This is a genomic window from Chryseobacterium sp. JM1, from assembly GCF_000737715.1.
Classification (GTDB): domain Bacteria; phylum Bacteroidota; class Bacteroidia; order Flavobacteriales; family Weeksellaceae; genus Chryseobacterium.
Genome location: NZ_JPRN01000003.1, coordinates 395418 through 415724, shown reverse-complemented (window position 1 = coordinate 415724; position 20307 = coordinate 395418). Strand labels below are relative to the sequence as shown.

At 38.5% G+C, this 20307-nt stretch carries 20 protein-coding genes and 4 tRNA genes; 11 read left to right on the top strand and 13 right to left on the bottom strand.

The window, feature by feature from the left end:
* Nucleotide 1: 1 nt before the first annotated feature.
* The gene (locus IW22_RS06920) at nucleotides 2-367 is read right to left on the bottom strand and encodes a BlaI/MecI/CopY family transcriptional regulator (RefSeq protein WP_034725653.1); all 366 of its coding nucleotides are present in this window, start codon (nucleotides 365-367) and stop codon (nucleotides 2-4) included.
* Nucleotides 368-777: 410 nt separating this feature from the next.
* On the opposite strand from IW22_RS06920, the gene IW22_RS06915 reads away from it, so the two are divergent.
* Together IW22_RS06915 and IW22_RS06910 are read left to right on the top strand one after the other, a co-directional pair.
* Nucleotides 778-1647: a RimK family alpha-L-glutamate ligase gene (locus IW22_RS06915; protein ID WP_034725238.1), complete on the top strand. Its 870-nt coding sequence runs from the start codon at nucleotides 778-780 to the stop codon at nucleotides 1645-1647.
* Nucleotides 1648-1888: 241 nt separating this feature from the next.
* Nucleotides 1889-2470, top strand: coding sequence for a hypothetical protein (locus IW22_RS06910; protein WP_034725237.1), 582 nt, complete (start codon nucleotides 1889-1891; stop codon nucleotides 2468-2470).
* Nucleotides 2471-3021: 551 nt separating this feature from the next.
* Here the strand turns inward: IW22_RS06910 and IW22_RS06905 are convergent.
* The gene (locus IW22_RS06905; protein ID WP_034725233.1) at nucleotides 3022-3471 is read right to left on the bottom strand and encodes a GNAT family N-acetyltransferase; all 450 of its coding nucleotides are present in this window, start codon (nucleotides 3469-3471) and stop codon (nucleotides 3022-3024) included.
* Nucleotides 3472-3562: 91 nt separating this feature from the next.
* On the opposite strand from IW22_RS06905, the gene IW22_RS06900 reads away from it, so the two are divergent.
* The 3 genes from IW22_RS06900 to IW22_RS06890 all read left to right on the top strand — a co-directional run bounded on the left by IW22_RS06900 (nucleotide 3563) and on the right by IW22_RS06890 (nucleotide 6170).
* Nucleotides 3563-5011: a PLP-dependent aminotransferase family protein gene (locus IW22_RS06900; protein ID WP_034725231.1), complete on the top strand. Its 1449-nt coding sequence runs from the start codon at nucleotides 3563-3565 to the stop codon at nucleotides 5009-5011.
* Nucleotides 5012-5083: 72 nt separating this feature from the next.
* Nucleotides 5084-5332, top strand: a complete 249-nt coding sequence (locus tag IW22_RS06895) for an Ada metal-binding domain-containing protein (RefSeq protein ID WP_034725230.1) — start codon at nucleotides 5084-5086, stop codon at nucleotides 5330-5332.
* A gap of 73 nt (nucleotides 5333-5405) precedes the next feature.
* On the top strand, nucleotides 5406-6170 hold the full coding sequence (locus IW22_RS06890) for a GLPGLI family protein (RefSeq protein WP_034725229.1): 765 nt from the start codon (nucleotides 5406-5408) through the stop codon (nucleotides 6168-6170).
* Between the two features lie 291 nt (nucleotides 6171-6461).
* Here the strand turns inward: IW22_RS06890 and IW22_RS06885 are convergent.
* The 4 genes from IW22_RS06885 to IW22_RS06865 all read right to left on the bottom strand — a co-directional run bounded on the left by IW22_RS06885 (nucleotide 6462) and on the right by IW22_RS06865 (nucleotide 6945).
* A tRNA-Met gene (locus tag IW22_RS06885) sits at nucleotides 6462-6534 on the bottom strand.
* Between the two features lie 114 nt (nucleotides 6535-6648).
* Nucleotides 6649-6721 (bottom strand) — tRNA-Met (locus IW22_RS06875).
* Between the two features lie 39 nt (nucleotides 6722-6760).
* A tRNA-Met gene (locus IW22_RS06870) sits at nucleotides 6761-6833 on the bottom strand.
* A gap of 39 nt (nucleotides 6834-6872) precedes the next feature.
* Nucleotides 6873-6945 (bottom strand) — tRNA-Met (locus IW22_RS06865).
* A 101-nt stretch (nucleotides 6946-7046) separates the two neighbouring features.
* On the opposite strand from IW22_RS06865, the gene IW22_RS06860 reads away from it, so the two are divergent.
* The 6 genes from IW22_RS06860 to IW22_RS06835 all read left to right on the top strand — a co-directional run bounded on the left by IW22_RS06860 (nucleotide 7047) and on the right by IW22_RS06835 (nucleotide 11437).
* Nucleotides 7047-7658 (top strand): L-threonylcarbamoyladenylate synthase, encoded by a 612-nt coding sequence (locus IW22_RS06860; RefSeq protein ID WP_034725228.1) that lies wholly within the window; start codon nucleotides 7047-7049, stop codon nucleotides 7656-7658.
* A 41-nt stretch (nucleotides 7659-7699) separates the two neighbouring features.
* Nucleotides 7700-8401, top strand: a complete 702-nt coding sequence (locus IW22_RS06855) for a CPBP family intramembrane glutamic endopeptidase (RefSeq protein ID WP_034725226.1) — start codon at nucleotides 7700-7702, stop codon at nucleotides 8399-8401.
* Nucleotides 8402-8406: 5 nt separating this feature from the next.
* On the top strand, nucleotides 8407-9165 hold the full coding sequence (gene yaaA / locus IW22_RS06850) for a peroxide stress protein YaaA (protein ID WP_034725225.1): 759 nt from the start codon (nucleotides 8407-8409) through the stop codon (nucleotides 9163-9165).
* Nucleotides 9166-10017, top strand: a complete 852-nt coding sequence (gene prmC, locus IW22_RS06845; protein ID WP_034725224.1) for a peptide chain release factor N(5)-glutamine methyltransferase — start codon at nucleotides 9166-9168, stop codon at nucleotides 10015-10017.
* Between the two features lie 110 nt (nucleotides 10018-10127).
* Entirely contained in the window at nucleotides 10128-11072 is a 945-nt protein-coding gene (locus tag IW22_RS06840; protein WP_228384008.1) for a serine hydrolase domain-containing protein, read from the top strand.
* A gap of 5 nt (nucleotides 11073-11077) precedes the next feature.
* Nucleotides 11078-11437, top strand: a complete 360-nt coding sequence (locus IW22_RS06835) for a DUF4180 domain-containing protein (RefSeq protein ID WP_034725222.1) — start codon at nucleotides 11078-11080, stop codon at nucleotides 11435-11437.
* Nucleotides 11438-11562: 125 nt separating this feature from the next.
* Here IW22_RS06835 and IW22_RS06830 read toward each other — a convergent pair whose 3' ends face one another.
* From IW22_RS06830 to IW22_RS06800, 7 genes are all read right to left on the bottom strand, one after another.
* A complete protein-coding gene (locus IW22_RS06830; RefSeq protein ID WP_034725221.1) occupies nucleotides 11563-12555 on the bottom strand; it encodes an NAD-dependent epimerase/dehydratase family protein in 993 nt (330 codons plus the stop codon).
* On the bottom strand, nucleotides 12552-13337 hold the full coding sequence (locus IW22_RS06825; RefSeq protein ID WP_034725219.1) for an SDR family NAD(P)-dependent oxidoreductase: 786 nt from the start codon (nucleotides 13335-13337) through the stop codon (nucleotides 12552-12554). Before IW22_RS06825 ends, IW22_RS06830 begins: the two co-directional genes overlap by 4 nt.
* Nucleotides 13338-13480: 143 nt before the next feature.
* Nucleotides 13481-14590, bottom strand: coding sequence for a helix-turn-helix domain-containing protein (locus tag IW22_RS06820; RefSeq protein ID WP_034725218.1), 1110 nt, complete (start codon nucleotides 14588-14590; stop codon nucleotides 13481-13483).
* Between the two features lie 30 nt (nucleotides 14591-14620).
* A complete protein-coding gene (locus IW22_RS06815; protein ID WP_034725217.1) occupies nucleotides 14621-15274 on the bottom strand; it encodes a rhomboid family intramembrane serine protease in 654 nt (217 codons plus the stop codon).
* Between the two features lie 11 nt (nucleotides 15275-15285).
* Nucleotides 15286-17874 carry a DNA gyrase/topoisomerase IV subunit A gene (locus tag IW22_RS06810; protein WP_034725215.1) on the bottom strand — a complete coding sequence of 863 codons (2589 nt, stop codon included), beginning with the start codon at nucleotides 17872-17874 and terminating at the stop codon, nucleotides 15286-15288.
* Between the two features lie 6 nt (nucleotides 17875-17880).
* A complete protein-coding gene (locus IW22_RS06805; RefSeq protein WP_034725213.1) occupies nucleotides 17881-18357 on the bottom strand; it encodes a hypothetical protein in 477 nt (158 codons plus the stop codon).
* Nucleotides 18358-18403: 46 nt separating this feature from the next.
* The gene (locus tag IW22_RS06800; RefSeq protein WP_034725212.1) at nucleotides 18404-20287 is read right to left on the bottom strand and encodes a DNA topoisomerase IV subunit B; all 1884 of its coding nucleotides are present in this window, start codon (nucleotides 20285-20287) and stop codon (nucleotides 18404-18406) included.
* Nucleotides 20288-20307: the final 20 nt, after the last annotated feature.

Below are 20307 nucleotides of genomic sequence, written 5' to 3'. Positions count from 1 at the left end.
GCTAATTTTTCTTTTTGAGTTCGTCCAAAAGCATTTCAAGGTCTTCCACGGTCATTTCATTTTTTTCTACCAGAAAAGAAACCGCACTTTTATAAGATCCTTTAAAATAATTTTTCACAAGACTTTTCATCGTTTTCCCTGAATACTGTTCTTTGGTAACAAGCGGGAAATACTCATGCTGTCTTCCGTATACATGATAGTCTACGAATTCTTTATCCTTCAATACTTTTAAAATCGTAGAGACTGTATTCGTATGAGGCTTCGGTTCCGGAAACAGATCGAGAACATCTTTCAGAAATCCTTTTTCAAGTTTCCATAAATACTGCATCACCTGCTCTTCCGCTTTCGTTAAATTTTGAATTTTCATATCCTTTTCATTTATCATTATTGTGACCAGAATTGCATTGAATTCCATATCACTAAGAAATTAGTTATACAAATGTAGAAATAAATCTGATTCTAACAACTAATTTTCTAGTGATAAAAGCCAAATTAATATAAACTACTGATAATCAGTAAAATAAATTTTATTAAAATATGTTAAATATTTAATGCACTTATTTATTGTCTGTTTAATCTACAGAAAAAGCTCTAATTAAGTTATAAATTCTTACCACTTACTTTAAATGTATGCAGGTTACATATTTTCATACTGATGTAAAAACAATCTTTCTTTACCTGTATAAAAATGATCTGTATCTATCCAAATAGTCCAAACTGTAACTGTTTACACTGATCCTGTTTGATGATATTTGTATTCAACGAAAAAAAAGAAGTATGAAAATCGCGATAGTTGGTTATAAAAAACAGGAAAAGTTTACACAGGGCGTTACCAATGATGAAGATGCTGATCTTTTAAAATTTCTGACCGGGAAAGGATTGGATGTTGTTCCCGTCATCTGGAACGATGAAAATGTGGATTGGGCCAGTTTTAATGTAGCCATCATTAAGTCCCCGTGGGATTATCATAATCACTTACCAGAGTTTTTAAACTGGCTGAATCAATTGAAAAAATTAAATATCAGGGTATTAAACCCGGTAGAGATCATCCGATGGAACAGTCATAAAAAATATCTCAAAGACATTGCTGAAAACGGACTTCCGGTAATTGCATCGGCATATATCGACAAAGGTTCTGATTTTGACGGTCGGTTTTTTGATTTATTCGGTACAGACCGGGTGGTTGTAAAGCCATGTGTAAGTGCAGGTGCACACAATACCGTCGTTGTTACCAAAGACAATCTTAAGGAACGTACAGAAGAAATCAGGCAGTTTTTAACAACGGAAGATTATATGGTGCAGCCTTTTACAGAGGAAATAAAAAATGGGGAATGGTCGTTTCTGTTTTTCAATGGCCAATACAGCCATTGTTCGTTGAAGACACCTAAGCAGGATGATTTCAGAGTACAGCATTATCACGGAGGAAGTATCAGTTATCCTACACCTGACCCGATTCATATAGAACAGGCAGGCATCTTCTTAAAAAATCTGCCTCAACCTACGCTTTATGCACGAGTGGACGGTGTACTCATCAACAATTCATTTACATTAATGGAACTTGAGCTGATAGAGCCTTATCTGTTCCTTAATGGTAACATTGATTTACTGGAAAACTATTACCGGGCATTAATGGATTTAATTTCTTAGAGAGAAGCTGGAGGTCGTTATTCAGTGTTATCTTGCGAAATTAAACCTTCTTTCCCGAGCTGTAACTTAAATTACTTCAGGTCATGAAGTAAAAAATAGCATTAATAAACAGGGTGCAATCATCATTTGTACAATAATGAACTCATTATATTAAAGATTTGTTAAAATTTATTAAATAAAATTAAAATGAATTTGTTTAAAGTGAGAAAATATATTTATTTTAGTGCTTTAAAAATTTCTCATGAAAAGATATAATTTATTGATTGTACTATTACTGCTTATTTTTAACGTGACTACGGCTCAAAAGAAAAAATCTCCGGCTGCAGATCTCAGTATCTTAAAGGAAACCAAAACGAAGATCGAAAATACGGTTCCATTGGTGATTAAACATCTTCAGGCTATTGCTGATAAAGAAGGTGACAACAACATCGTAACCAACGGAAAGACGGCGTTAGGAAAAGAATACGGAATTCTGGAATCTGAGTGGTTCCTGTACAGAAATAATATGAAGAACTGTATCCTGAACAATTCTTCCAAAAAAGCTAAAAAATGTATGGAATATCATACGCAATACCTGAGAAATACATTCATCAACTACGCGAACTATATCTCAAACCTTACTAGAAAGAACGGATACCTGGGTGTGGAAGGTGATACTAAATTTGATTTTAAACCGGCTGATATTGCTACAAAACTGAGCGAAGCTTACTTCAACGCTAATGATGCTGCAGGCAGAATGAAAGGCGATCAGAAAAAAGACTTTTTAGGACAGACGATGTCTGATGACAACAAACTGACTGCTTTCGGTCAATTAGCTCAATAATATTAACCTATACCATAATGAATCCCGCTTTTTTAAAGTGGGATTTTTATTTTTACAGCTATTCTTCCCTTTTCGGTATCCTTCTGTAATCCGAGCTGTTAATACCATCTGTTTTGAATGAAAAAAGAGAACCACAGATGCAGTTCTCTTTATCGTTAGAATATATTACAATTCATTTCATCATTAATATACCCGATGAAACGTTTTTTAAGTTTGTGAAAAAAGATCCCCGCCATGAAAGCTGTTATGTACTAATCATAAAAACATTCGGGAAAAAGTAGAAAATGAAGGCGGAGATCTATTAAACATAAATAAACTCTACCACCAGTCTCCCGGTCAGTAAGAGCGCTACAAAAGTAAGCTTCCGGCCTATTCTGCTGAAAAATATCTTGTAGAATTAAATCGATAGCCGTGTAGAAGTAGTATTACTTTTGAGAGAATATGGTGATTTGATGATGTGATGATTGGGTAATGCGATTACTGACAACCAGAAATAATACCGAGATTTCCCATCTTCTAACTTCTAATTTCTAACATCTAACTTCTATTTACTAACTTCTCCACCAATGATAATAATTATGAAGTCCGTCATATTCAAAACCGCAGCGTGGATAAAGGGTGTTTCCGATATCGTTGGTTTTTTCCGTTTCAAGCATCAGTCCACAGGCCTCCGTTTCTTCGCACCATTGTTTGCTTCTGTTGATAAGTCCTACGGAAATTCCTTTTCCACGGTAATCCGGATGTACGAACAGATCACTTAAAAGCCACTGCTTCTGCAGTCTGGTGTAATGAAACAGTTTATAGAGCTGCACAAAACCTACTGCTTTCCCCTCGGCAAAAGCCAGGAATACGTCTGATTCATTATTCTGAAATCTTTCTTTCAGGAATAGTTTCCCTTTTTCCACATCTGATTCCTGACGGTAAAAAATGCGGTAAAGATTGAAAAGTTCTGCCGTTTCATTGAGATCTTCCAGACCTACTTTTTTAATGGTGTAATTCATTTCTGTAATTATTTTTTTATTTAACACCACAAAAATATTTTTAAATAGGACTACATTTGTACTCCAGATTTTAAACTAAAGGTAGTCCAGTATGCTTCCATTCGAACACATCATCCCTATTAATAAAGAAAGTAAAACCGCAGTTTACAGGCAGATCGCAATCTCTGTGATCAAAGCGATCAGAAATGGTGTATTAAAGCCGGGCTATCATCTTCCCGGAACCCGTGAACTTTCAAAAACATTGGGAGTACACCGAAAAACTGTAATAGCAGCATACGACGAACTCCATGCACAAGACTGGATTACGATCATTCCAAGAAAATACACTGCAGTATCCGACCGTATTCCCATACTAAGGCCCCAACAGTGGAATCTGGAAACAGCTCTTTCCTCTTATGAACATCATTTCAACCTCCCTTTTAAAATTATTGATAAAAAAATAGAAAAGTCCGATACTGTCCTACTTCCTGAGATCGTCATCGACGACGGACATCCGGATGTAAGACTTTCTCCCATTGATGACCTTCTGAAAACATATCGATCCTACACATCCAAAAGATACACCATCAAAAATGCCAATATTGGTACAGAACAAGGCACCATAAGACTTCGGGAAAAACTTGCACAGTATCTTTCTGAAACACGGGGTCTGAATATCCGCTCAGAAAATCTTCTGATTACTCACGGTGCACAAATGAGCATCTACCTCGCTGCACAACTTATTCTCGGCCCCGGTACGAATATCATTGTGGGATCTCCCAATTATCCGGCAGCCAATGCAGCATTTGAGCAGACCGGCGCAAAACTTACAGAAGTGCCTGTAGACGAAAATGGCATTGATACCGAAGCCATTGAACACATATGCAGGAAGAAAAAGATCAATGCAGTATATGTCATTCCCCATCATCATTATCCTACAACGGTTACACTTAGTGCGGCCAGAAGAATGAAACTTCACGAATTATCAGCTACTTACTCGTTTGCCATTATAGAAGATGATTACGACTATGATTATCATTATATGTCTTCACCCTATCTTCCTCTGGCAGGAAGCAGCCATCAGGGAAATATCATTTATACAGGATCTTTCTCCAAGATCTTGGATCCTTCGCTCAGGATAGGTTTTATGGTCGCTCCAAAAAATTTTATAGATCAGTGCACGGCCTTACGGAAAATCGTTGATGTTGGGGGTGACGGATATATGCAAAATGCCCTGGCTTTTCTGATCAGGGAAGGTGAGCTTAAGCGGCATATTAAAAAGGCAAAAAAAATCTATCATCAACGGAGAGACTTTCTGGATATTCTGTTAAAAGAGAAATTAAGTCGGTATATTTCCTACGTACGGCCATCCGGCGGAATGGCTTTCTGGATTCAACTTTCATCTGAATATCCTGTCCATCGTTTATTAGAAATTCCTCAATTGAAGATTTTACGTGCCGATGAAAATCTCAATGCTTTCCGGTTTGGTTTTGCCTCGATGGATGAAAAAGAGCTGAAAAAAACGGTGGATTTCCTAAAAGCTGCATTGGATCGCTTCTGATCATCAATTTACTTCTGCCAATATCGTAAGCTTTGGATTGTTTACTTACAGGTAACTTAAGATCTTTATACAATGGAAAATCACACCGAGATAACCGATTCTGCTTTAAGGGATAAAATTCGAAAGAGAGAAATTAATTTTGGAGGAAATAGAAAACTGAAAATTTACGGACGACTTCATTGTTCTTCTGGTAAAAAAATGAAAAGAGAAAACAGGGTCTTTTTTACATCAGAAAAGGAAGCATTGGAAAATAATTACCGTCCATGCGGGCATTGTATGAAAGTAGAATATAAACTTTGGAAGAATACGTGTGAAAAATAAGATCATGTTAAATCCCGTTTTTGAAAATATCATTTTTTTTAATACTATTGCAAAATGAATAGAATTGATTTATATGAAAATTAAAACCTCTGTAATCTTTATTCTGGGTTTCACATCAGTCAGTGCTCAAAAGGCAGTGATGGAGATCAATTATGAGACAAAAATCATTCAGGACAGTATTCATAAAAGTCAGATTCACATCTACTCTTCTACTTTATTATGCAATAATCTGGAATCATCTTATTCCAGCAAAGAGGCTAAAGCTTTTTATAATAAAAATTCTAAGGAAACTATTCAAACCAGTTATGGAGGAATCCCAAAATACCCTAAATCAGTAAGCAGCGTTTATAAAAACAAAGAGAATCTAATCGTATCCATGCCCGTTGGAAGGTATATTTTCACTTACGAAGAACCTAAACTGAAGTGGGATATTTTGAATGACAGAAAAGAAATACAAGGTTTTAAAAGCCGGCTGGCCAAAACGACAACAGATACGGGGCAGACTTTTTATGCCTGGTTCACAGATGATATAGCGATTCCTGACGGACCTTTCAGATTTAAAGGCTTATCCGGGCTGGTGTTGGAAGTGTACAACAAAGACAGAACGATTGAAATCTATGCCACTGATATTAAAAAATCGGAAGAGCTCATAGAACCTTTGAATTACGGAAGCGATGTAAAGACAAAATCCAAAGGCCAGTTTCTGGAAGCCAGAAAGAATTATCAGGAAAATCCGTCGGTGTACAATGGAAATTTGAAGCTATTTGATGAATATGGAAATGAAAAGACTAAAAAAATGACCGATAGAATCAAGAGTCATACTACTTTTCTGGATTAAAATCTGAATGCTTAATTTCTCTTTATTTATTTTAAAACGCAAAGTTTTATCCTAATAATGTATTACTTTGAGTGTTAAAAAGACAGAATCAATCATAGATTGATTTGATGAAGCGCGCGTTGTATCCATGAACTTAATCAACGACGTAGTCGAACTCTTTGCCTTCCTCAAAACTATGCGTTACCCGGATGAACCTTTGCGTTAAAAAACACAGTTATAGCTACAGAATCCTCCACCTACATATACATAACAAAAAAAGAAGCAATACAATTATTGCTTCTTTCGTTCTAGTAGCGGGAACCGGACTCGAACCGATGACCTTCGGGTTATGAGCCCGACGAGCTACCTACTGCTCCATCCCGCGGTGTATTTTTTTCGGACTCGAACCGATGACCTTCGGGTTATGAGCCCGACGAGCTACCTACTGCTCCATCCCGCGGTGTATTTTTAGAGTGCTTACCGAAAGCACTTAACTTAGTAGCGGGAACCGGACTCGAACCGATGACCTTCGGGTTATGAGCCCGACGAGCTACCTACTGCTCCATCCCGCGGTGTATTTTTAGAGTGTTTACCGAAAACACTTAGCTTAGTAGCGGGAACCGGACTCGAACCGATGACCTTCGGGTTATGAGCCCGACGAGCTACCTACTGCTCCATCCCGCGGTGTATCTTTAGAGTGCTTACCGAAAGCACTTAACTTAGTAGCGGGAACCGGACTCGAACCGATGACCTTCGGGTTATGAGCCCGACGAGCTACCTACTGCTCCATCCCGCGATATTGGATTGCAAAGATACGTCTATTTTTTAAAAATCCTAATTTTTCTTTTAAATAAAGGACTTTTATGAAAACTATTTTATTATTTGTATCTTTGTTTTATGGCAAAAATACTTAAAATTTACCCTGATAACCCTCAGGAAAATCTTGTGAATGAGGTGATTAAAACCTTAAAAAACGGCGGATTGATTATCTATCCTTCAGATACGATTTATGCCTTAGGATGTAATATTTTTGACATAAAGGCTATGGAAAAACTGGCCCAGATCAAGAAAGTCAAGCTGGAAAAGTCTAAATTCTCGATTATCTGTAATGATTTAAGCCATCTTTCAGATTTTACAAGACCTATTGACACTTCCGTTTTCAGGTTTCTGAAAAGCCATCTTCCGGGACCGTTCACCTTTATCCTTGATGCCAATAAAAGTCTTCCTTTAGCTTATAAAAACCATAAAACAATCGGTATCCGTGTTCCTGACCACCCGATTCCCCAACTTATCGTGGAAAAACTGGGACATCCGATTGCTTCAACCTCTATAAAAGATGATGACGAAATCATTGAATATTCTACAGATCCGGAACTTATCGCCGAAAAATATGATCATCTGGTAGATATTGTCATTGATTCAGGATACGGAGATAACGTAGCCTCTACTATTGTGGATCTTACTTCCGGAGAACCGGAGATCATCCGTCAGGGAAAAGGAATTATTTAGTGAAGTATTAAAGAGGCTGAAAACGCTGATCATCTGGAATTATGAGTTTAAACGGAAAATATGCACTGGGAATTCTTTTGACCTTTGTGTTCCTCGCTGCACTGATGCTTTATGTTTTTCCGTTCATTTATTTCATCACGGGAGTCAAAGAATTTAACGCAACTAATTTCTTTTATACAAGAATCGCACTCTGGGCAGTTCTTGGATTGATTTTTCTTTACAGTCTTTTTGTCGAAAAAAACACTTTCCTGTTATGGAAAGATAAGAAATACTCCACCCTGTTTTACATCAAAGCAGTCATTACGCTTTATCTGATCTGTGCTTTCGGCGGTTCTTTTCTGAATCTTATCGTTCAGCTTTTGACCCGGGAAGGGATGAGCAGCAAACTGGTTCAGTTCTCTTCTATCTTTAAAAATAACTATCTGCTGATTATCTTTATCTGCCTAACTGCAGGCGTCGTGGAAGAACTTCTGATGCGGGGATATATTCAGCCGAGACTTGAAAAAATATACAGTAGCCCGTACGTTGGCATTATTGGTTCTGCCATGTTATTTGGGATTCTGCACAGCACCTACGGAACAGTTGGACAGGTAGTAGTTCCTTTCTTTATCGGAACCGTTTTTGCTTTGTTTTATAAAAAATATTCAAATATTAAAATTCTGATCATCTGTCATTTTATGTACGACTTTGTGTCTATGATGATGATGAATTTTGTTGACATTAAACATTTATCTGCATTCTAAACATTATGAAAATTATAACTTCTCCAGCGAAACTGATGAACGTTGAGAATTCAACCGACTTACTGAGATCTACAACTCCGAAATTCATCGAAGAAGCTGCATTGATACAGTCTTATTTAAAACATAAATCGCCGAAATACCTTTCCGAACTCATGGAAATATCACCTAAACTGGCTGATGAAAACTGGGAACGAAACCAAAGATGGAAAGACAAACCTACGGCCAAAGAATCCGCTCCTGCCATGTTCGCCTTTACCGGTGAAGTCTACAGAGGACTGGATGCCAAAACCCTGGACAAAAATGCGGTAGACTACTTACAGAAAAATTACAGAATGCTTTCCGGACTGTATGGTCTGCTGAAACCTTCTGATAAAGTTATGCTTTACCGGTTGGAAATGGGGCGTCATTTTGAGTTCGATCAATACAAAAACCTGTATGAATTCTGGAGAGAAAAAATCACGGAACAGCTGAATTCTGAAATGAAAAAAGGCGAATTCCTTCTTCACCTGGCCAGTAACGAGTACGGAAAGGTGATCGACAGAAAAAAACTGAATCATAAGGTGATCGACTTTGAATTTTACGAACTGAGAGAAGGAAAACTGAAAACGATTGTCGTTTATACCAAACATGCGAGAGGTCTTGTGGTAAGATTCTGTGCAGAAACCAATGCCAAAACGCTGAATGACGTAAAAGCATTCAACTATGAAGGCTACCTGATCAATGAAGAAAAATCTACGGATACAAAACTGGTTTTCACAAGATAAATGACGATATCAGCATTCAAAAAACATTTTAAAACTGAACTTTCCGAATGGTATACTGATTCGGAAAGTGCTTTTTTATCGGCTCTTTTTATACAGAAAATAGTAGGTTTCGATTCATTTCACCAGAGAAGGTTTTCGGAGCAGGAACTTCTTATTGATGATGAAAAGCAGCTTATTCAGATTGTTTCTGATTTAAAAACCGGCAGACCTTATCAGCAGATTCTGGGTGAAACTGAGTTTTACGGAATGGTATTTTTCGTGGACGAACATGTCCTGATTCCACGTCCTGAAACAGAGGAACTCCTAGAAATTGCGATTCAAAAGATTCATGATTCAGAACTTCCTGTTCAGGGTTTAAAGATTTTAGATATCGGAACCGGAAGCGGTGTGATTCCGTTGGTTTTAAAAAAACATTTCCCCGAAGCCCAAATTTCTTCCATCGATTTTTCTGAAAAAGCTTTGGAAACAGCCAAACGAAATGCGGAACATCATCAGCTGGAAATCAATTTTATTCATGGGGATTATCTCAACTTCGAATTAGCCGAAAGTTATGATATTATTATTTCCAACCCGCCGTACATAGGAATTGAAGAGGAAATTGAAATTGCGGATTCTGTCAAAGAATTTGAGCCTAAAATGGCCCTATTTTCTCCTGTTCAGGATGCTTTGATCTTCTACCGGAAAATTGCAGAAGATGCCAAGCAGTGTTTGAAAAACAACGGTCTTTTATTTTTAGAGATCAATCAGAAACTTGGACCAGAAACCCTTGAATTATATACCGGACATTTTTCTAAAGCCGAACTCATCAAAGATTTATCTGAAAACGACCGCTTTATTGTTGGAAAGAAATAAGTACTTTTATCTTCTTAATCCATACCTCTATGCGGATATCCTTATTCAGTCTACTGCTCGGTTTTATCTTGATTCTGCCGCTTTCATCCTGTGAAAAAAAATCACGTGGTGTGGTCGGAAATTATTACGATAAGGGAGAATTCAACGGTTCTGTTTTAGCTGTAAAGAATGGGAAAACAGTTTGTGACACAGCTTTAGGCCTCAGCAATATTGAGAAAAATATAAAACTGGAAAAAACCACTCCGATCTATATTGCCTCATTAAGCAAGCCTTTTACCGCAGTTTCGGTTATGCTTCTGCAACAGAAGGGACTGCTGAATTATGACGATAAAGCATCAAAATACATTGAGCTGCCTGCCTATGCCCAAAATGTAAGCATCAGGCAGCTTTTAAATCATACCTCAGGAATAAAAGATTACGAATCGATTATTTTCAGCAAAAAAGGACTGACAAACCAAGATGTACTGAGTTGGCTGAGCGGTCTCAACAAACTGGAATTTCCCTCAGGAAGCAGGTTTCAATACAGCAACAGCGGTTTTATTATCCTGTCATTGATCATTGAAAAAGTTTCAAAACAGTCTTATGGCACGTTTCTCAGTGAACATATTTTTACTCCGCTGGGAATGAAAAACACCTGGGTATATGATTCCTTAACTGCCGATAAAAACAGAGCTACAGGGTATAATAAAAACAAACATTTGGATGATTACTCAATTCTAACGACCGGAGACGGCGGCATCTACTCTACTCCCGAAGATTTATACCGGTTTGATCAGGCATTAAGGAGTTTCAAACTGATTAATAAAAGCAATACGGATCTCATGTACACACCTACCAAACTGTCTGACGGAAAACTTTCCAACTACGGTTTCGGATGGTTTATTGAAGAATCTGATGGAGGAAAAACCGTTAGCCACACTGGTGGTCTGAGCGGTTTCCGGGCGATATTCTGGAGAGACCTGAATAGTAACAGCTGCATCATAGCACTGACCAATCAGGGTGATGCATTTCCGCTGTCCGATTTTTTAAAAGATATGAAAAGAACCTTACAATAGAACCTATGCAGATCAAATCTCACGATATTAATACCATAAAAATTGCAGAAGTTGTTTCTGACGAAGCCATCATCAAATCCGCTCAGGATGGGCTGGATCTTCTTGGAAACATTTACTATCAGGGCTTTGATAAGATAATTGTTTATGAAGAAAACATCACACCCGAATTCTTTGACCTGAAAACAAAAATAGCCGGAGATATTCTACAAAAGTTCTCCAATTATCGGGTAAGTCTTGCCATCGTAGGAAATTTTGAAAAGTATCCCGGAAAAAGCATCAGGGATTTCATTTTTGAAAGCAATAAAACACGACATATCAACTTTACGGAAACGCTGGAAGAAGCTTTGGAAAGGCTGGGAAGGTGAAAAATATTTTGTTTTTTATTGACCACGGATGACACAGATTTTCGCAGATGTTTTCACAAATTAAATCTGTTAAATTATTTGATGTATAAAAATCGATTTGAATTCAAACGAGAGCAGACAAAAACTTATATCTGCCGCCCTACCTTAACTTCATTATTCTTCCTTTCAAAAAAACGGATTGCATCTTCAACGGCTTTATCAACGGACTGATACCGAACCCCCAGTTCTTCTGAAGATTTCCGGTTTGAATAGAAATTATTGATTCTCAAAGCTTTCATATTGGGAGAACTCAGGCTTGTTTTTATCTTCAGTTTTCTCAGGAAGTCCCCGATCATTCCCAGCATCGCCAACCCGGCATCAGGAATCGGAATCATGACAGGAGTCTGTCCGGTGATCGCGTTTATTTTTCCGAAAAACTCTTTATAAGTCAGGTTTTCATTGGCCAGAAGGTATTTCTCACCATTTTTTCCTTTTTCAACAGCTTTTATAATTCCTTCTGCTGCATCTTCGGCATGAACAAAGTTCTTCCCGCCTTTCGGATAGAAAACCAATTTCTTTTTCCAGGTCCAAAAAATGATTTTTCCAGAACTTGGCTTACGGTCGTAGGCGCCAATCATAAAGGTAGGATTCACAATAACCACCTTTGTTCCTCTGTTCTGCTGAAGAAGGTAATTCTCTGTTTCCAGTTTACTTTGAGCGTAATAAGAATGGGTAAACGGATAGATCTGAGGTGCTTTTTCACTTCCCCACACCGCAGAATTCCCATATCCCAACGTATTGGCAGTACTCACGAAGAGAAATTTTTCTACACCAGCCGCTGCTGCCTGCGCAAACAGATGAACCACAGCATCGTAATTCGTCTTTTTATAATCCTCATAATGCAGCAGATCCTGGCTGGTTTCTGCAGCTATATGAATCACAGCATCCACATCCTGCAGATATTCTGAAATATCCGAGAACAGGTCTCCTTCTATGAGTCTGAGATTTTCATTTTCTTCGCCCATCCAGCTGCTTTTTTTGCGCACCAGAGCAGTAACAGTATAATCATATTGTAGTAATTTAATAACGGTATTGGCACCCAGAAGCCCTGTGGCTCCGGTCACGAAAACTTTTTTCATGCTTCAATTTCTTTTTTTATGGCACTGGTCATCAGAGGCAGCTTGATCCATATCGGCAGGATCTTCATGATCAGCCAGCTTATGGGGTTCACCATAATAACGGAATCTTTTTTGAAAAGTTGTCTGATGCAGTAAGCTGCCACTTTATTGGGATCCAGCAGGGTAAGTTTTCCTAAAATACCTTGCTTTTCTATTCTTTTACACACATCGATGTTCGTTTTCATGGCACCGGGATTCACAACGCTTACAAAAACGTTGGTGTCTTTCAACTCTTCATGCAGTCCTCTTGAGAATGAATGGATAAAGGTTTTGGAAGCGGGATAGACTGTTTTAAAACCTATCGGAGAAAAAGCAGCCATGCTGGATACATTTAAAATATAGGCTTTCGGCTGTCTCAACAGATTAGGCAGCAGCTGGTGGGTAATCAGTGAAGTTGCAGCTACATTGACCTGTAAAATCGTGTTGATGTAAGATGGCGATGCGTCTACAAATTTCTTCGTCCCGCCAAGTCCGGCATTATTGATCAGAACATGAATTTCAAAAGACCTGTTCAGCCATTCTGTAAGTTTCATGACATTTTCATTCACGGAAAGGTCTACTTCATAATAATGGGCTTTGATTGGATAGCTTTCCTCCAGCCGTTGAGCCAGCTCCTTTAAATGCTGCCCCGGAAGACTGACCAGAACGACATTGATATTTTTACTGGCCAGGTTTTCGGCAAATGCTTTTCCCAGTCCCTGACTTGCTCCCGTCACTACAGCATATGATTCTTTGGTGCTCATAAAACAATTTTATGGTACAAAGCTATCCTGAAATCAGTCCTCCAATGTTCAGGATTATCTGAGCGAACCTATTTTTAATTTTAAAAATAAAACTACACAACTAAATGAAAAACAGATAGTTATTTAAATAAGAACGTTAAAATTTATAAACCCGTACCATTTTTATACTCGGAAGGAGTCTGATCGGTCAGTTTTTTAAACGTGGTGTTGAAAGAAGTTTTGGAATTGAATCCGGATTCATAAGCGATGCCCAAAATCGAAAGTTTGCTCTGAGTATCTTTAAGGAGTTTTTTAGCGTACTCAATCCTGTATTCATTCACATACTGGAAAAAGTTTTTTTTAAACCCGGTATTGATTACGTAAGACAGATGATGAGTAGAAATAGATAAGAGTTCGGAAAGACGGATCAGGTTCAGTTCACTGTCAAGATAAGGTTTTTGCTTACCCATGATTTCTTCAAGCTGGCTTTTGATCTTTAGGAGTTCTTCATCAGAGATCAGTTTCTTTTTTACCTCTTCCGTTTCCGGATCTTCATCAATTGATATCAGTTCTTCACGCTGTTTTTCCTCCAAAGGATAAATTTCTTTCTGTTTTAAAGAATAATATCCCACAAAATAAATTACCAGCAGGAAAGCTCCATTAATGAAGAAATTCAGGGCTGTTGAATCGTAGGATAAATTATAAACTACGTAAGCTATATTGATGATGAAAATAATAATTGTGATGTATTCCAGCCAGTTCAGATTGATTCCTTCCGTATTGGCAGAAAACTGCTGGATTCTTTTCTTATGTTTCCGAATGGTGAAATAGGAAAGACCGGTATAGAATAAGGCCTGAAAAAGAATTAACCCGATAAAGACAACATTAAAAACCGTATTATCTTTAAATCCTCCAAATCGCTGTAGAAGAACATTGACCCAAAAGATAACGGGCAGAATCAGGTATTTAAGATCTGTAATTTTAAATTTAAATGAAGGATTCGTGTAAAATAATACACTGAAATAGAACATAATCGGCGTCAGAAACTGAATAATCTGGACAGAAATGATAGAATGAACCTCTACCTGGGAATCTGTAACAAGCGTCAGGACTTCATCCAGCCAGAAACTTGACCATAAAAAAAGAAATATCCCGAACCAGAAATTAGCCTTCCTGTTAACCCGCAAAGGATTGGACAGTTTCAGTAAAGAAAGCAAAACCAATGAACCATAGATTAATACAACGATAAAGCGGTTTAATTCTGATGTGTTCATTGGTTTTGATATTTTAAGTAAAGATAGCTTTTATCCTATTCTCTTCCTTACAAAAATTTCGTAGCCCAGATAGATTAGGGGCAGCGACATAATTCCAAGATACAAAGCATTGTGCATTGCCTGATCCGGAGCCATAGCCACAGCATACACCAATCCGAAGAATGCACCTCCAAGGTGTGCCGCATGGCCAATATTATCTTGCTGTCTCGGATTCATCATCATGTACACGGAATATCCAAAATACAACAGTCCGAAAATATATCCTTTAATCGGAATCGGAATAAAGAAGATATAGATGCCGATGTCAGGAATCATTGCAATGGAAGCAAATAATATCCCTGAAACCCCTCCACTCGCTCCTACTGCCGAATACCAAGGCTGTTTCTGATAAATATAAAGCGAGAGAAAATTCCCCAGCAATATAGATCCCAGATAGACAATCGCGAAACCGATGTTTCCGAAAGCCTGAATAACAATAGGTCCAAAGAAATACAGTGTCATCATATTAAATACCAGGTGCATGATATCGGCATGCAGAAACCCTGATGAAATAAGACGGATGTACTCTTTCCTGTTCAGAATAGGCCCTACACTGAATTTATATTTCTCGGTAATACCCGGATTGTTGAAGGCAACAAAACTGATAATGGCCGTAATGATGATAAATACGATTAGAATATTCATAAGTTTAATGCTTAATTTTCTGGTTCACCGCTTTCAAACAGATCCCCGATTACCGTCCGGTCGTCATCCACAATACCGTCTCCGGTTTCCGGCTCTTCATATACTTCCGGCTCCTCTTCTACAGGTTCCGGAATCGTAATATTAATGGTTTTTACTTTAAATTTAGTAAATTGATTTCCAATTGCTTTTATTCCTTTTACGGTAATAAATTCATCCAGATGTATCATTTCAGCATCGCGGTCTTTGCCTTTATCTTTAGCAAAAATAATTTCTGCTGAAGCTCCGTTCGCCACGATTACATTTTCAATAAATGATTTCGGGTGCTCCGAAGGCATGAAAGTCTGCAGATTCACTGTATTTTCAAGCAGGAATCTCTTGATGAAATACATATCTTTTTCACCATCGTAATAGATGCAGGTCACCGGCTGTTGCGGCTTCCATTTTTCAAGAACTAAGTATTCATCATCGAAACGGTTTCCAAGATCGAAAGAAACGAGCTTCACTTCACCGTTTGTATTGATGGTCAGAATTCTGTCGTCTCCTTTGAAACTGCCCAAAAGAGTTCCTCTTGCATCTGCATTCAGTCTTCTCACGGTATCATCAAACCAGATTCTTCTTGGAGCCAGCGTAGAAACGCCTTCCTCTTTCATATCTACCTTTTTCACCGAATATTTGGTCACCAGGTTTCCTTTGGAGTCTCTTCCTTTGATCGCAAGATCCGAGAAATCGATTTCCATTTTGTTTTTCCTGATCCTTGGGTTCGGTTTTAAAAGCACTGTTACTGTTTCTGCCTCACCATTAGGATTGGCTGAGAAATACAGCACTTCCGAGCCTTTTTTATCGGAGGCCAGCGGATAATCTGTGTTTCGGGTTACTGCCGTTACGGAGAAACGTTTCATGTAGTAAGGTCCGGCAGTACCTTCACGATAGATCATGTTGTAGACCGTTCTTTTGTCATTTTTCTTCCAGATGGCAACGCTCAGAAGGTCTTTTCCGACGAATATTTTAGCATCCACCTTCACCACCTTCATGGTTCCGTCTTTTCTGAATATAATGATATCATCAATATCCGAACAGTCGAACAGATACTGATCTTTTTTCAGCGATGTTCCGATAAAGCCTTCTTCGAAATTGGCATAGAACTTTTCATTGGCTACCGCTACTTTAGTGGCATCAATGGTATCAAAGATTCTAAGCTCAGTTTTTCTCTGTCTGTCTTTTCCGTATTTCTTCTGAATATTTAAATAATAATCAATTGCGTAGGCAATCAGATTGGCAAGATTATATTTTACCTGCTCTATTTTGCCTTCTAGCGCGGCTATATTTTCTTTAAATTTATCTAAATCGAATCTTGAAATTCTCTTGATTCTGATCTCGGTCAGTTTTAAAATATCTTCCTCCGTTACCGCTCTTAAAAGATGCTTGGTATGAGGTTTTAAACCTTTATCAATCGTTTTAATTACATCTTCCCAAGTCTTGACCTCTTCAATATCGTGATAAATCCTGTTCTCGATGAAGATTCTTTCCAGTGAAGAAAAATGCCAGCTTTCCTGAAGTTCATGAAGCTCGATTTCCAGTTCTTTTTTAAGTAAAGAAACGGTGTGTTCCGTGTTCATTTTCAGAATGTCTGAAACATTCATAAACATCGGCTTATCGCCTACAATAACGCAGGCATTCGGAGAAATCGTTACCTGACAGTCTGTAAAGGCATACAATGCATCTATGGTTTTATCCGGTGATACATCATTATGAAGATGAATCAGGATCTCTACTGTATCTGAAGTATTGTCTTCAATCTTTTTGATCTTGATCTTTCCTTTTTCGTTGGCCTTCAGGATAGAATCGATCAGGTCGCTGGTGGTTTTTGAGAAAGGAAGTTCAGAAATTACCAACATATGCTTATCGGTGTGGGTAATTCTTGCTCTCGCTCTTACTTTTCCTCCTCTGTGACCGTCGTTATATTCTGAAACATCCAGATAACCCGCCGTCATAAAATCCGGAAAAAGTTCAAATTTCTTTCCTTTCAAATGGGCAACAGAAGCATTGATCAGTTCATTGAAGTTATGCGGTAGGATTTTCGTGGAAAGTCCTACCCCGATTCCTTCCACTCCCTGTGCAAGAAGCAAAGGAAATTTAACCGGAAGATCAATGGGTTCGTTATTTCTTCCGTCATAGGATTTCGCCCATTCCGTAGTTTTCGGATTGAAGACCACTTCCAGTGCGAAAGGGGTCAGCCTGGCTTCGATATATCTTGCCGCAGCAGCAGAGTCTCCCGTATAAATGTTTCCCCAGTTTCCCTGGGTATCTATTAAGAGTTCTTTCTGCCCGATCTGTACCATGGCATCGGTAATGGAAGCATCTCCGTGGGGGTGATACTTCATGGTATTCCCTACGATATTGGCTACTTTATTGTAACGGCCGTCTTCCAGTTCCCGCATAGAGTGCATGATCCTTCTCTGAACGGGTTTTAGCCCATCAAAGACGGAAGGAATCGCTCTATCCAGAATCACATAGGAAGCATAGTCCAGAAACCAGTCTTTATAAAGTCCTGAGACTTTTTTCAAGCTCTCACCTTCGTGCGAGTTTTCTTCTGTCGTCATCTGTTTTTAATCATTTTTCTCTTCGTTAGCTTTCACTACTTTATTCAGAGAGATTTTTAAATCGTTTACTTCTTTTTGGCTCAAATAAGATATTTCATATTTGAGGATGGTAGAACCGCTGTTTTTACTTGAAATCGTAATATATAATCTTCTGATAAAGAACACATTGACAATCTCATACTTCATCAGTTTATACTTCGGAAATTCGTCATGAAGCGGTCTGTCTAAAAAAGGAATAATGTTCCTGTTTTTAAAATTCAGCGCTTCTCCGTCACTGTCGTATTCAAAGATCTGTCTGCCATTCAAGTGAAAAATCACCAGCAGCAGGATCGGAAGAATAAGAATGATGTAACTTTCTTTTCCTACCGCATGAAATCTGTACTCGTTAAGTAAAAATGCAGCTATCCCAAATATGACCATCATCAGCAGCAGCGTATGTACAAAATTGTAAATTGAAGCTTTATTGCGGTTGCTAAGTCTCATGTCTGGTATTGTGTGTTTGGTGTTTTATGTGTATTAGTTTAGTTTTTTAACCTGCGGCTTCGTCCAGTATTTCCTTCTTCTCAATATCTGCATCTTCTACGACAAGATTTTCCAGGATAAATACCTGTCTGTCCGGGGTATTTTTACCCATATAGAATTCCAGCAGCTGATCTATCGTCTGATCTTTACCGATCACGACAGGCTCCAGACGAATATCTTTTCCGATGAAATGTTTAAACTCATCAGGAGAAATCTCTCCAAGTCCTTTGAATCGGGTAATTTCAGGATTTTTTCCAAGTTCATTCAGCGCTTTGATTCGTTCTGCTTCGCTGTAGCAGTATCTTGTTTCCTTTTTATTTCTTACCCTGAACAATGGGGTCTGAAGGATATAAAGGTGACCGTTCTTGATCAGATCCGGGAAAAACTGAAGGAAGAAGGTGATCATCAGAAGACGAATGTGCATCCCATCCACATCGGCATCGGTAGATATAATCACCTGATTGTATCTCAGATCTTCCAAACTTTCTTCGATATTCAAAGCCGCCTGAAGAAGATTGAATTCTTCATTCTCGTACACCACTTTTTTCGTCAGTCCATAGCAGTTCAGAGGTTTTCCTTTCAGTGAAAAGACAGCCTGGGTTTCTACGTCCCTGGATTTTGTGATGGATCCGGATGCAGAATCTCCCTCGGTAATGAAGATCTGGGTTTCCCCTTTTCTTTCGTTTTTCTGATCGTTATAATGCTGTCTGCAGTCACGCAGTTTTTTGTTGTGCAGCGATACTTTTTTAGCTCTTTCCCTTGCCAGTTTCTGAATTCCTGAAAGTTCTTTTCTCTCTCTTTCGGAGATCAGGATCTTTCTCTGGATGGCTTCGGCAATTTCAGGATTTTTATGAAGAAAATTATCCAGTTTGCTTTTCAAAAAATCAATGATAAAAGTCCTTACGGTAGGTCCGTTCGGGCCCATATCATTAGATCCCAGTTTTGTTTTGGTCTGGGACTCGAATACAGGTTCTTCCACATTGATGGAAATAGCTGCTATAATGGATTTTCTGATGTCTGAAGCATCAAAGTTTTTATTGAAAAATTCGCGGATGGTCTTTACATAGGCCTCACGGAAAGCATTAAGGTGCGTTCCTCCCTGCGTGGTATTCTGTCCGTTTACGAAAGAGAAATACGTTTCCGTCTGGGATTTGTCAGAGTGCGTGATCGCCAGTTCTATATCCGTATCTTTCAGGTGAATGATGGAGTACAGAATTTCGTTTTCCATCTCTTCTTCCAAAAGGTCTTTCAGTCCGTTTTCAGAATAATAGGTTTCCCCGTTGAAAATAATTTTCAGCCCGGGATTCAGATACGCATAGTTGCGCAGCATCTTTTCTATGTACTCTTTTCTGTATTTGAAATGAAGGAAGATCTCCCCGTCCGGAACAAAGGAAATCTCTGTACCATTGCGGTCTGAAGTATCTTTTTCTTCGTGGTTTTCGGTAATTAGTCCTCTGGAGAATTCCGCCATCTTCATTTTTCCTTCACGGAAAGATCTTACGCGGAAATATTCTGAAAGAGCATTCACGGCTTTGGTACCTACCCCATTCAGTCCTACCGATTTTTTGAAGGCTTTACTGTCATATTTCCCTCCCGTATTCATTTTAGAAACGGCATCTACCACCTTTCCCAGCGGTATTCCACGGCCGAAGTCACGGATACTGACTTTCCCGTCGTCCACTTTTATTTCGATTCTTTTCCCTGATTTCATTCTGAACTCATCAATGGAGTTGTCCAGAATTTCTTTCAGCAGGATGTAAATACCGTCGTCCGCAGAGGAGCCGTCTCCGAGCTTCCCGATGTACATTCCGGGGCGCAGACGGATGTGTTCCTGCCAGTCGAGGGTTCTGATATTATCTTCGGAGTAGATTGGATTTATTTCTTGTGACATATATGATTTCAGCAAACATA